The following is a 12,785-nucleotide window of genomic DNA, read 5'->3' as shown; positions in this document are numbered from 1 at the left end:
GACACTCGCGCCCGAATGTTTCGGCGCGAGTGTCACTCACGGGCGCGAAGGAGCCGAAGTGGTCGTGTCGACCCGCGCAGGCGAATGGGGCATCACATAAACGGGGTCACGGTCTGCATCAGGCGGGAGCGGATCATGAACCGCACACCCTCCGGGGCCTCGACCGAGAAGCCACTCCCGCGCCCCTTGACGACGTCGACCGTGAGGAAGGTGTGACTCCAGTACTCAAACTGCTCTGCCGACATCCAGAAGTCGATGACCTGGGGATCTCCTCCGGTCGGAGCAATGTCGAGGCGGCCGAGCAGCACATCCTGGTCTGAGGTGAGAAAGTCACCCGCCGGGAAACACATCGGGCTCGAGCCATCGCAGCATCCGCCGGACTGGTGGATCATGAGCGGCCCGTATTGGTCCCAGAGCTTACGGAGCAGGTCTACGGTCACCGGCAGGAATGCGACGCGGGGAATGGTCTCGCCCGGGACCGTGACGGAAGCGGTGACCACTCCGGTGCTTTCGATGACAGACATCGGTGTCCTTTCGATCTGGAGTAAGTATGCGCTCGAAGCCGGTGATCGAGCCGTGTCGCAATCGTGACAGGGCTCGATCACCGGGGTGGTGCGGGTTTAGAAGAAGCCCAGCTTGTTCTCATCGTACGAAACGAGCAGGTTCTTCGTCTGCTGGTAATGGTCGAGGGCCAGGCGGCTGTTCTCGCGCCCGATGCCGGAGCTCTTGTAGCCGCCGAAGGCAGCGCCAGCCGGATAGGCGTGGTAATTGTTGATCCACACCCGGCCGGCCTGAATATCCCGACCAGCGCGGTACGCCGTGTTGCCATTGCGCGACCACACACCCGCCCCCAACCCGTAGAGCGTGTCGTTGGCAATGGCGATGCCCTCGTCGTAGCCGTCAAAGCTGGTCACCGCGAGCACCGGTCCGAAGATCTCCTCCTGGAAGAGGCGCATCTTGTTGTGCCCCTCGAAGATCGTCGGCTGCACGTAATAGCCCTCGCTGAGGTCTCCCCCCAGGTCGGTACGCTCACCGCCGAGCAGGAGTTTGGCGCCCTCCTGCTTTCCGATGTCAATGTAGCTGAGAATCTTCTCCAGCTGGTCGTTCGACGCCTGGGCACCGATCATCGTGTCGGTGTCGAGCGGATTGCCCTGCACCGCGAGCGCGGTGCGCTTGACCGCGTCGCCGAGGAATTTATCGTAGATCGGCTTTTCAATCAGCGCGCGGCTCGGGGCGGTGCAGACCTCTCCCTGGTTGAAGGCAAAGAGAGCGAAGCCCTCCTGGGCCTTGTCGTAGAACGCGTCGTCAGCATCCGCGACGTCCTTGAAGAACACGTTCGGACTCTTCCCCCCGAGTTCCAGTGTTGCCGGAATAATATTTGCGCTCGCGTACTGCAGGATCAGTCGACCGGTCGTCGTTTCACCCGTGAAGGCGATCTTGCGGATGCGGGGGCTCGAGGCCAGCGGTTTACCCGCTTCGACACCGAAGCCGTTGACGACATTGACGACTCCTGCCGGGAGGATGTCGCCGATCAGCTCCATCAAGACGAGGATCGACGCTGGCGTCTGCTCGGCCGGCTTCAACACGACGGCATTGCCTGCCGCGAGGGCCGGAGCAAGCTTCCACACCGCCATGAGGATGGGGAAGTTCCACGGGATGATCTGCCCGACAACTCCGAGCGGCTCGTGGTAATGATAGGCGGTCATGCCGTTATCCATCTCCGCGAAGCTGCCCTCCTGGGCTCGGATCGCGGCGGCGAAGTAACGGAAGTGATCCGCTGCGAGGGGGATGTCGGCGTTCAACGTCTCCCGAATGGCTTTGCCGTTGTCCCAGGTTTCGGCGAGAGCGAGCAACTCTGTGTTGGCGTCGATCACGTCGGCGATCTTATTGAGCACCGCCGCCCGCTCGGTGGCGCTGGTCTTGCCCCACGCCGGTGCGGCCCTGTGCGCGGCGTCGAGTGCCGCATCGATATCCTCGGCGGTGCCTCGGGCAATCTCACAGAACGGCTTTCCGTTGACGGGTGAGATGTCTTCGAAATACTGGCCCTTCACCGGCTTAACCCACTCGCCCCCGATCCAGTGCTCATAGCGGGGCTTGTAGCTGAACTTCGCATCCGGTGAACCCGGGGCCGCGTAAACGGTCATTGCAACTCCTGTCGACGACACTGTCAAAAGGACCCTCTGGGTCCTGCTGCAGGTTAGGAGAGAGAAGGTTGCGACGAGGTTGCGACCTGTTGCAATCCGAGTTCGGCTTCGATGCGTTCGAGTCGGGCGACGACTGCCGCTCGCTTGGGGGACTTGGGCGGAAGCATCCGAAGGCAGGTCCTCCAGAGGTCGGCGTCGTACGCTGCTTCATCGGTGCGGGCATAGGCGAGAAGTGTTTCGGCGGAGGCGTCAGTGAGCAGGGCATCGCGAAGGCGCTGGCTCAGCTCCCGGCGGAGTTCAGCAATTCCCGGGGCGGACGATGTCGGAAGCAGTGCTCCCGAGTACGCCCCGAGCGCCACGCGGTGCGCCCCGCGGTCCAGAAACGCCAACACCCGGTGTGCATCCAGGTCCAGCCGCGCCGGCAACCGGTAGGGGCGTGAGAGCGGAACGAGCGAATCGTCAATGCGCTCCAGCACCTTACGCAGCCGCACCATCTCGGCACGGAGCGTGACGATTGACCCCTCCCGCTCATAGACAAGCCCGGCGAGCCGGTCGACCGAGAGGCCTCCCGGATGCCACGCCAGAAGCGTGAGGATCTCGGAGTGACGCATGCTCAGCTCGGTCGTTCGACCGCCGACGATGATGCGGCCGATATCGCTGCCGAGCACGGAGAGCACCGGCGGTGCGATGGCCCGGGGAGCGCTCAGTACCGTCGTGGAGCGGTGGGGGCGCGAGGTCAGCTCATCCAATCGACGGATGCGCATCTCCGACTCGACGGCCGCCACAGCGGCCTCCAGCAGAGGAAGGGTCGCCGGAGCCACGGCATCCGCTCCCCCGGTGATGTCGATGACTCCGAGGATGCGGCCGGAAGCCGGATCGTGCACCGGTACCGCCGTGCAGCTCCACGGGTGCACGATGCGATTGAAGTGCTCGGCACCCTGGATCTGGATGCCGTGGTCGACCGCCAGAGCCGTTCCCGGCGCGCTCGTACCAACCGCCCGCTCTGACCAGTCGGCACCTTCGACAAAGAGCATGCCCTCGGCTTTGCGTCGCAATGCCCGGTCCCCATCGATCCAGAGCAGTCGACCGGCCTCGTCCCCAATCGCGACAATCAAGCCGGCATCAAAGGTGTGACGGATGAGCAGGCTATGGATGGTCGGAAGCGCCAATGCCATCGGGTGGGCGTTCCGATAATCGTGAAGATCGCCCTCATCAAAATCGATTGCGGTACCGAGGTGGTCGGGGTCGAGCTCGAGTTGCAGTGACCTCTGCCAGGACTCCTGCACGAGCCGGCGAACACCAATTACTGCGGTGCGCGTCGCAATCACCGAGTCATGGGCAGACGCGAGTCGCTGCCGTTCTGAACTGTCGGTCGGGCGCGCTACTGTCCACGGACTTGCCATGGCACCTCCGATCAACAATGGCCGAATGGTGCAACCCTAGCCGGAGGTTCCGTGCACTTCCTCAGCAGTCCTGGCATTTTCAGCAGTCCGGGGATTTTCAGCACTCCTGGCACCGGCCGACAGGAGCGGTGAGCAGCCTGATACGTCCCGATTTCGCATCGGAGATCGCGAATACCGACGATCTCGTTGGCATTCAGGTCGCAGTAGGTCGAGCTTCGGTGACGACCACTTCACCAGATGACTGTGGCGAGCGTCGCCGAGGATGCTGCGGTGCCGAGACTTAAGAGTCAGCTATAGAGGCAGCGACCGAGGCAGCTACCGAGTCAGCTGCAGAGTCAGCTGGAGAGGCGAAACGCCGCGGCCTGTTTATGCACTCGCTGTAGTGCCGCTCACTCGTGCAGCAGTGAGCCGTCTTTTTTCAAGACCTGCTTCTCGCCAGCCTCGATAGGCACCGCAAAGCGATTTTGCTTGGGCGGCATCGGGCAGTTGAAGGCGTAGCTGAAGGCGCAGGGCGGCAGGACTGCCCGGTTGAAGTCGAGAGTGATCGAGCCATCCGCATTCGGGGCGATGTACAGGAAGCGTCCGACGCTGTAGGTGGAATCGCCGCTGGTGGAGTCCGAGACGACGAGCTGCAGCGCACGCCCCGCCTTGAACGCGGCGAGGTTATAGTCGATCCCATCTTTCGAGAAGGTGATCTCGCCAGGGATGGGCAAATCCCGAGTCTTGCCGTCGTCCTTGAGGTGCTCAAAACCCACCGTTGTGCCATCCGGGAGCTCAGTGAATGTGCCGGTGACGACCCACTCTGGGTCGTAGTCAAAGCTCGAGATGGATCCGAATTCCTGGATGCCCTCCGAGTTCGCGTCCCACACCCGCAGGGCGTAGGTGCCCTCTTCGCTCGCGATCACGAATCCGCTGACCGTGTCGCTGAAGACAATCTCGCTCGGCGTCTCGGCATCTTTGCCCCGAACAATCACGTCGCCATTGACGAGCATTCCGTCCACGGTGATATTCGCCGATGTTTCGGCGGTAAGCATCAGTCCGGACTCGCCGAGTGGCAGCGGCGCCCAGGTGCCCGGCACGCCCCAAATCGTCTGGGACGAGTCAATCCACTGCGTGTTCACGAGGGCGAGGCTGCCCGTGGGCTGCACGACCGACAGCTCCCGGCGAGCGTGGTAAACGGCGTAGGCCTCGGCCGGCGTCGGGGCGGTTGTCGATGAAGTGGTGGTGTCAGTCATGTGTCCATCCTTGCTGAAGTCGCTCGACGTTTCGACCGGTAGCACTCGGGCATCCCTCGACCGGCCGCGCACCCGCGCATGAAAAAACCGGCCCCGCACAGGTGCGGGACCGGTTGATTCGGAGTATCAGCTGCGATGGGCGATGCCCACAGCATGCGGGAGTCCTTATCCTCAGAGGAAGGAAACCCACAGCGCCTATTCGGCGCACAAAGCTGCATCCAGTTCGGCCACTACGGCCATTGTTGAATTACAGAGGGCGAATGTTCTCGGCCTGGGGTCCCTTGGGGCCCTGGGCGAGGTCGAATTCGACCTTCTGGTTCTCGTCAAGCGACTTGTAGCCGCTCGAGGCGATCGCCGAGTAGTGTGCGAACACGTCTGGGCTTCCGTCGTCCGGGGCGATGAATCCAAAGCCCTTTTCAGCGTTGAACCACTTCACTGTTCCTAGTGCCATTATTTTCTCCTTCAGGAGTCTTCGCGTGAACCCGACTTTCGGATCCACTCGTCGCGGTGTTCATCGTCCGCTCCCGAAAGAAACATGGCACCCATCGTTCTGGTTATTTCTAACCAGTGCGGCGAGCTCCAAGCATTCAAGATGTGCGAGGTACTGCAACTGCACGACCAACTGTAGTGCACGTACCTCGTTTTGGGCACCCGTGCGGTAAGAACGGGACACATTGGCCTCGAGATATTGTTCCCGCGTTGACTTTTGCGGCGGCGCGGAGCACCGATACAGTTTCGAAATGGCCGTGACTTTCTCCACCTCTGTTTTCCAAGTACCCGGCATGAACGCGACCGGCCTGCCGGTCCCCGACACTGCGATTCAGGAACTCGGCTCGTCCCGAAAGCCAGCAGTGACTGTCACTATCGGCACTTACTCCTCCAGCAGCACAGTCTCCTACCGGAGCACAGTCTCTTCACGGCAGGGCGGCTACATCCTTCCCCTGAGTTCCATTCACCGGGATGCGACCGGGCTGTCGGCCGGGGATGAGGTCGTGGTTACCCTGGACCTCGACCAATCGCCCCGGCAGATCGAGATACCGCTGGATCTCGCTGAGGCGCTCTCACAGCGCGCGCGGTCGGCATTCGACGCTCTCTCGGCGTCGCGCCGTGGCGCCTTCGTGCACCAGGTGGAATCGGCCAAAGCCGCCGACACGCGTGCTCGCCGCGTGGCGAGAATCGCGACACAACTGGACGAATGTCCCCGCCGGACATAGGTCAGACCTTCGAGCGACTGCCGCCGCGTCTGAAATAGCCGACAATCGCAGTGACAACGAAGAGCACGATGCCGATAACGGCAAGCCAGAAGAGCCCCTTGATGACAAAACCCAAGAAGGCAAGACCGAGAAAGATGACGAGCAGGAGCACAATAAAACCGATCATGACCGCGACCGTACTCCTCCCTGTGCATGATTGGGTGTCTTTGCAGGATCGGGCCTGAGCCCGACATCGGGGGTCGACACCATACTGGAGCAATGTCCGCGATATCCACCGTCATCTCGCAGAACCAGATTCTGGATCGGCGCCTCTCGAGCCAGCACCTCGCATCGACGATGGAGGAGTGCGGGAATGTCGCCGCGACGGTGCTGCAGCTATTCGCCGTCCAATCTCAGGACTTCGCATAGTCGCTCTGGAGCGTCGGCCTCCGCACGCCGGGAGCCCATCGCTCAGACCTGCTCGCCGCGATGGCAGAGGGTTCGATCGTGCGGTCGTCGTCACTTAGAGGCACGCTGATGATGGTCGCCGCCGAAGACCTCCGTGAGATTCTGGCGCTCACCGCGGGGCGGACTATTGCGTCGATGAGCTCGCGGCAGCGGCAGCTAGAGCTCGATGAGGACACGATGACTCGATCGCAGGAGGCGATCGAAGCGGCTATTTCCGGGCGAAACGCGATGGGTCGCGAGGCTATTCTGCGCACGCTCGAGGGTGTCGGAATCCGCACAGATTCGCAGCGCGGGTACCACATCCTCTGGCTGCTGGCCAAGCGCGGAATCGTCTGCTGGGGTCCCCCGAGCGGCACCCGGCAGGGTCTGGTGCTCGTGGAGGAATGGATTGAGCCCACCCCGGACCGCGAACGCGACGAGTTGCTCGCTCGCTTCGTGATCCGGTACTTCGCCGGGCACGGGCCCGCGACCGTCGCCGACCTCGCCTGGTGGGCACGACTGACAATTGCGGATGTCCGGCGCGGCATCGCTGCCGCCAGCGACGCCCTCTGCGCTACCTCTGTTGACGGAGCTACCTATTGGATGACAGCTGACTCGCCTGCTGCCCCGCGCCGGCGAGCGGAGGTGCTCGCCCTGCCCGGATTCGACGAGTACCTGCTCGGCTATTCAGACCGATCGAGGCAGCTTGCGCCTGAGCATGCCAGCAGGATCGTGCCAGGTGCAAACGGGATCTTCCTGCCCACGATCGTTGCGGCCGGCCGGGTCATCGGCACGTGGCGCCGAACAGTCACCAATGGGATTGTCGGAGTCGTGCCAGAGCCGTTCGAGGATCTCACGCCGACGCAGTCCCGCTCGTTCGGGGCGGCATCCAAAAGATACCGCGAGTTCTGCGCAAACTAGCCGCTCGGCACCCGCGGACGGCTCGGCCCACAGCCACCTCGCCCACGATGCACCGCAACCCCCCCGTCGCGGCTATCACGTCTCCCCAGCCACAGCGGACACCACGCATCCTGCGACATCAGGTATCTGCACCCCTCAGTAGAGTTCGAGGCCACCGGGGTCAGGGTCGGCCGAGTCGAGATCTCCGCCAGAGATTGCGGCGCCGTGAGCTGGTGAACTCGACTCCCCGATTTGTAAAGCCCTCGCGCGAAGAGACGCCGCGGCCTCCCGAGTATCAGGCTCGGCCAGCGATGTCTCGACCGGGGAAGTGATGAGTTCACTCGACGGACCGATCACCAGGTTGACCGTAATGACCTGACCGTCGGGGAGCACAGCGGGTAGAGCCACGACTTCCGCCACGCCGCTCATCGCGGCTGAGGTAGCGAAATCCAGCAGTGCCGCAGCACCCTCGTCACTGGTAATAAAGGACTCGCCCCCGTATGCAACACGCTTCATACCTCTACTGTGCTCCTGATTCACACGGAACGTCAGCACGTTGCGCTAATACGGAGATAGGCGTATCACAGACCGTTACGCCTCCCCGCAGAACGGTGACCCGCAGGCGAGCACTCAGCGGCGCGTCATGATCCAGGCGAGCAGGTAGCTACGTGAATTACCGTCGTCGATGAACTTCTCCGGGAGATCTCGTGCGGTCGCGAGTGCCGCCTTCGCCTGGTCGGCGCCGCCAAGCGCGGCGTACATCAGCAGATAGTCGCCGAATTGTTTGTTGTAATCTCCCAAAGTCGCTTCACCCACGCTCTTCGCGATGCGTGTCGATTCCCCACCAAGGTAGCCGCTGACCGGACTCATCGGGATGAGCTGGATGCCGAGTTTGGCGTTCGCATCCGCACTGAACCAGGTGGAGTAGTCGCGTTTGCCGCCCCAGTTGAGGGCGACCACAGAATGCTGGTAATTCGCGTATACGGGGTCGGAGGTATCGAAGTCTGTCCAGTACGACCGGGCGGATGCCGCTTCGCTCGCCAGCATCCACGATGCCTCCTTCTTCAGTGCGCTGTTATCGCTCACCGAGCTCCAGAGGGCGAGGCCGTTCCAGGCGTTCACCGCTTCGGAGCTGGACTCGAGGTTGTTACCGTCGGCGAACGGCGAATAACCCGAGGCCCAGGAATGACCGGAATAAGCATCGAAACCCCGGCGATCCGGGAAGTACTTTGAGTCGCCGCTTGAGGCGAGATCCGCTGCCAAGAGGTTCATCACCGGGCTGATCTCCGTGCGGAGAGCCGTGTCGTGGGAGGCGGCAACGCTCGCCGCATAGAGGAAGTAGCCGTAGTGGAAGTTGTGGTCATTGAACTGGTCTGAGCCGAACGAAGGGGTGAGTCCGACGATCCCCTTCGTCTTGGCGTCGTAGACGAAACAGCGCTCCGCGTTGGACTTGCACCGGGTGGGATCCGTCCATTCGCGCAGGGCGTCGCTGAGCTTTGTGCCGACCGTCTTGGCGGCGGCCGTGTCCCCGAGTTGGTCGGCAAGCATCAGCAGGTTGGCGAGACGATAGAGCGCCTTGCCACCGAAGTAGGTGTCGGACGGGAGGGCGGCGGTCTGCGCTACATCCTGCGCGAGCGTCGAAGCGAGACTCGCTTTCTGGGCCGCATCGAGGGAACCGAGTTCGAGGGTGTCGGATGCCGCGACTGTTGGGCTCGTCCAGGAAAGGGTCTTCGCTGCACAGAGGTGCATCGTGCCGTAAATGGAGGGGTAGCTGCCCAGAGAACACGGGGGCGTGGTCATCGACTTCTGCTGGTGCGGGAGCGTGGCGATGAGCGTGTCGTCGTCGTGAGCCGTGCTGTAGCCGAGCGTGGTCGAAGCGGTGGTGCGACCGCTGGCGTAGTCGAGCTTCACCGCGGTGACCGGCACCGCGTGCGCGGCGACCGCGGCGAGCGTGCCATCCAGAGGCACCGGGAACCAGGCAGCGGTCGCTCCATCCGCGAGACTGAGGCCGGTGCCGTCCTTCGACACCGATCCCGTGGTGCGGAGGCCGTAGGTGGTCTTTCCGACCCTGGCGGAATAGATGCCCGTGCCGACTGGGCTGAACTTCTGACCGAGCTTCAGTGTGAGCTTCTTCGCAGCGGTGAAGCTCACGAGAGGCGAGCCCTCCGCAATGACCGTCGACCCGGCGGTACTGCCCGAATTGGTCTTGTGGGCAATGGTGACCGAGGCGTCGTCGTACGCGGTGATCTCACTGGTTCGCGCACCGGCATCGATGGTGACACTCGGAGCATTGCCTCCCGTGATGGTGTTTGGGGTCGTCGTGACCTCCGGCAGGCCAAAGGTGAATCCGGTATCCGTGAGACCGAACGACAACGGTAACGGGAAGACGGGAAGCGGATGCTTGCCGAAGACCAGCCCGGAAAACCACCGGTTCGTCGGTGGCGCGAGCCCGTGGGCAAGGCGGGTAACGGGAACCTCGCCGACGGACTTCTGTGGAAGCTTGGCGATCGTCGCTCCGATGGCACTGTCGGAGAAGACGCCGGCGTGTGACGAGTCCCCTCCTGTACCACCTGCTGGACCGCTGCAGGCAGCCACGACGGAGACGATAACGCCGATGGTGAGAATACCCGTCGCGCGGGAAAGCGTAGAGCTATTCATCAAATTCCGATCTGCTCGAGCAGTGAGAAGAACGAGTTCTTCACGCCGGCGAGCGGTCCATTGTCACGGAGGTGCAGGATCGCGGTCACCGGAGTACCCGGTTCGACGAGCCCATCGTTGCTGCCAGCGACCAGGTCTGTGCTCGTGACCTTGATCGCGGCATCCGCCGCACCGCCCACCGTCTGTACTTTGACGTCGGAGACGGCGCCCATGATTCGTTTGTGATTGGGCAGCACGATCTCGACCCGGGCGTTCTTTTGGATACGGGCGAAGTCATAAGAGTCGACCCGGAACTTTGCCAGCACGAAAAGTGGACCGGTGCGGTCAATCGTGGCGAGCGGCTGGCCGGCGCCAACGAGCCCTCCTACCTGCGCCCTGACGCTCGAGACGATCCCGGGTTGGGTTGCGGTGAGGGTGAGGGTGCCATCCGTTGAGGTCGTATAGGCGGTGCTGACCGGAGAAGTCTTCGGCGACGAGAGGTCGCGAAGTAGCGTGGCGCTCTGGATGGTCATGAGGGGGTCGCCCTTCTTGACCTGGTCGCCCGCCTTCACTGATTCGGCAACGACCGAGCCCGCATAGTCGGAACCGACCGAGTAGGAGATGGCATCGAGCGACGCTGAGCCGCTTGCCACCTGATTCTCCCGCTGGTTGAGCACGAGAGTTGCGCCGCCGACGATGGCCAGCACGAGTATCAGTCCGCCGAGGAGGCGGAATCGGTTTCCCCAGGTCATCGGATCACCATTTCTTTCGAGTTGAAGATTTCGGATGTCGCGGTGACGTTCAGGGGAACGGCGACAGCGGACGGGCGAGGTGCGGAGCGCGGCACGCGGGCGAAGGTGGGATAGAGCTCCGGCGGTGCGGGCACCGTTACGCGAGCAAGGTGGGATTCTTTCATCGCGGCCCCGATGAACACCGCGAACACGAGTGTGCTCGTGAGGTTCCAGGCCGTGGCGAGCGTGATCGTGCCGTGCCCCACATCCTTCGTGACCGCCACCACGGAGGTGAGCAGAAGGAAGGCGAACATGAGCACCTGCGGAATCATGAAGTTGAACGGTGACACCCGCTTGCCGGCGGCTCCCGTGACGTGCCACTTCTGCTCGCGACCGGAAAACACGTTGATAAAGGCGCGGATGTAGATCGGGAACGAGACAGTGGCCATCACGAGAGTTGCCGGTCGAAACGACCCCATCGTGTTGAAGGCCAGCATGATCTGCAGGCCGTAGAAGCCCAGGTAGAAAAGCAACCAGGTGAGCCAGGTGACGGTCAGGTTCACCGGGCGCAGGTCGAAGTAGATCTCGAGCGGCGGCACCATGAGTAGCAGCAACGGGGTGATGCCCACAAGGTAGTGGGTGGCCGTGACGGTGTACTGGAGGCGCTGGTCCATCGTGAGACGATGTCGCGGATTGAGCGGATTGTGGCGCATCAGTATCTCGAAACCACCGGATGCCCAGCGCAACTGCTGCTTCGTATAGTCCTCGACGGTCTCCGGTGCGTCCCCCACGGCGAGTGTCACGGGGATGTACACCGAGCGCCAGCCGTTCTCGTGCAGCATGAGGGAGGTCCAGACATCCTCCGACTTGGAGTCGGTAAACATGCCTCCGATGTCGATGATTGCCTCACGGCGGAAGATCACGTTGGTGCCGACACAAAATGCGGCGTTGAATCGGTTGCGACCGGGCTGGATGAAGCGATAAAAGACCGACTGCATGAAGCCTGCGCCGCTCGAGACGAGATTCTTCATGTTTCCATAGGTCTGCGGCGTCTGCACGAAGGCGACGTTGCTGTCGATGAAGAACGGCACGGTCTCGTAGAGGAAGTCCTCGTTCGGCACGAAGTCCGCGTCAAAGATCGCGTAGAACTCACCGCTGCTGATCGAGAGAGCGTGGTTGACGTTGCCGGCCTTCGCGCCGCTGTTGCTGAGGCGGCGAACGTAGCGAGCGCCAAGATCGGCGGCAAGGTCCCGCACGGCGTCTGATTCGCCGTCGTCGAGGATCCAGGTGAGGTGCTCGCCGCGCATTGCGATGGCGGCGGTGGCCGTGCGGCGGATGATGGCGAGATCTTCCCCATAGACCGTGATGAAGACGTCGATGCCGATGCGAGTGTCATCGAGGAACACTCCCCAGCGCTCGGGGAAGGCATCGGTGCCCTCGTTTTCGATCGTCACGGCGTCGAAGAGGCGCTCCTGGGAGTGATGGAAGGCGAAGTCGCGCGGGTCGATACCCCCGGAGAGGATCGTCCACATCGAGACGAGCGCCTGGGTCACGAGGATGACCTCCGCGGTGATGACCAGGCTGTACGGCAGCCAGTCACCGCGGTTGGCCGGGTTCAGCAGGAAGAACGTATAGGCGAGCACTCCAACCGTGGCAATGAGCACAAAAAGCACAAGGGTCGGGGAGTTCGCTGCGCCATTTTCGACGGCACGTGGCAGGGGGGTGTGCTCGCTGCGACGTGCGCCACGAAACGGTTTTTCCTTCCAAATCTGACTCACGGTACTGTTCTCCATTCCGTAGGGCGCGCGGGAACGCGTGGCGGCGGCATGCTACCTGGGGCGACGACGGTGGCTGGCAGTGTGGGGCCGAGTGCCCATCATCTGCAAATAAAAAAAGCACTCTCTACGTGGGCAAGCCGCCTGACAGTGACGTCTTCTGGGGGTCTCGCTCACGGATTATGCCTGTTCCAGAGTAAACACGCCGATTGGCAGAAGTCCCGCTAGATGAGAGTTTTGTAATGAAGCTCACCGGCACCAGCCTCGGTTCCATCACAATCCCCCACCGCGGTGATACCCCTGGCGGGACCAAAGGCACT

At 62.6% G+C, this 12,785-nt stretch carries 12 protein-coding genes and 1 pseudogene; 3 read left to right on the top strand and 10 right to left on the bottom strand.

Annotated elements, in window-relative coordinates; translation table 11 throughout:
* Positions 1–92: 92 nt before the first annotated feature.
* The 5 genes from RCH11_RS02345 to RCH11_RS02325 all read right to left on the bottom strand — a co-directional run bounded on the left by RCH11_RS02345 (position 93) and on the right by RCH11_RS02325 (position 5,233).
* Positions 93–524 carry a DUF779 domain-containing protein gene (locus tag RCH11_RS02345; protein ID WP_327055367.1) on the bottom strand — a complete coding sequence of 144 codons (432 nt, stop codon included), beginning with the start codon at positions 522–524 and terminating at the stop codon, positions 93–95.
* 96 nt (positions 525–620) lie between these two features.
* The gene (gene exaC / locus RCH11_RS02340) at positions 621–2,144 is read right to left on the bottom strand and encodes an acetaldehyde dehydrogenase ExaC (protein WP_327055366.1); all 1,524 of its coding nucleotides are present in this window, start codon (positions 2,142–2,144) and stop codon (positions 621–623) included.
* A 53-nt stretch (positions 2,145–2,197) separates the two neighbouring features.
* Entirely contained in the window at positions 2,198–3,547 is a 1,350-nt protein-coding gene (locus tag RCH11_RS02335; protein ID WP_327055365.1) for a GAF domain-containing protein, read from the bottom strand.
* Between the two features lie 389 nt (positions 3,548–3,936).
* Positions 3,937–4,782 (bottom strand): DUF1684 domain-containing protein, encoded by an 846-nt coding sequence (locus RCH11_RS02330; RefSeq protein WP_327055364.1) that lies wholly within the window; start codon positions 4,780–4,782, stop codon positions 3,937–3,939.
* 247 nt (positions 4,783–5,029) lie between these two features.
* Positions 5,030–5,233, bottom strand: a complete 204-nt coding sequence (locus RCH11_RS02325; RefSeq protein ID WP_147784641.1) for a cold-shock protein — start codon at positions 5,231–5,233, stop codon at positions 5,030–5,032.
* Positions 5,234–5,522: 289 nt separating this feature from the next.
* Between RCH11_RS02325 and RCH11_RS02320 the strand changes: the two genes are divergently transcribed.
* A complete protein-coding gene (locus RCH11_RS02320) occupies positions 5,523–5,996 on the top strand; it encodes a YdeI/OmpD-associated family protein (protein ID WP_327055363.1) in 474 nt (157 codons plus the stop codon).
* Between the two features lies 1 nt (position 5,997).
* On the opposite strand, the gene RCH11_RS02315 is transcribed toward RCH11_RS02320, so the two are convergent.
* Complete coding sequence (locus RCH11_RS02315; protein WP_327055362.1) at positions 5,998–6,162, bottom strand: hypothetical protein; 165 nt, start codon at positions 6,160–6,162, stop codon at positions 5,998–6,000.
* A gap of 92 nt (positions 6,163–6,254) precedes the next feature.
* Between RCH11_RS02315 and RCH11_RS02310 the strand changes: the two genes are divergently transcribed.
* Positions 6,255–6,404, top strand: a complete 150-nt coding sequence (locus RCH11_RS02310; RefSeq protein WP_327055361.1) for a hypothetical protein — start codon at positions 6,255–6,257, stop codon at positions 6,402–6,404.
* Positions 6,405–6,422: 18 nt separating this feature from the next.
* Positions 6,423–7,343: pseudogene (locus RCH11_RS02305) on the top strand (winged helix DNA-binding domain-containing protein); the annotation flags it as partial.
* Between the two features lie 135 nt (positions 7,344–7,478).
* On the opposite strand, the gene RCH11_RS02300 reads toward RCH11_RS02305, so the two are convergent.
* The 4 genes from RCH11_RS02300 to RCH11_RS02285 form a co-directional block, all read right to left on the bottom strand.
* Positions 7,479–7,838, bottom strand: coding sequence for a hypothetical protein (locus RCH11_RS02300; RefSeq protein ID WP_327055360.1), 360 nt, complete (start codon positions 7,836–7,838; stop codon positions 7,479–7,481).
* 114 nt (positions 7,839–7,952) lie between these two features.
* Complete coding sequence (locus RCH11_RS02295) at positions 7,953–9,980, bottom strand: glycosyl hydrolase (RefSeq protein ID WP_327055359.1); 2,028 nt, start codon at positions 9,978–9,980, stop codon at positions 7,953–7,955.
* Entirely contained in the window at positions 9,980–10,711 is a 732-nt protein-coding gene (locus tag RCH11_RS02290; RefSeq protein WP_327055358.1) for an HlyD family efflux transporter periplasmic adaptor subunit, read from the bottom strand. The genes RCH11_RS02295 and RCH11_RS02290 overlap by 1 nt, the downstream gene beginning before the upstream one ends.
* Entirely contained in the window at positions 10,708–12,468 is a 1,761-nt protein-coding gene (locus RCH11_RS02285; protein WP_327055357.1) for a glycosyltransferase family 2 protein, read from the bottom strand. The genes RCH11_RS02290 and RCH11_RS02285 overlap by 4 nt, the downstream gene beginning before the upstream one ends.
* Positions 12,469–12,785: the final 317 nt, after the last annotated feature.

Source organism: Glaciihabitans sp. GrIS 2.15, from assembly GCF_035984695.1.
Classification (GTDB): Bacteria; Actinomycetota; Actinomycetes; order Actinomycetales; family Microbacteriaceae; genus Lacisediminihabitans.
This window is presented reverse-complemented; position numbering and strand designations above follow the sequence as displayed.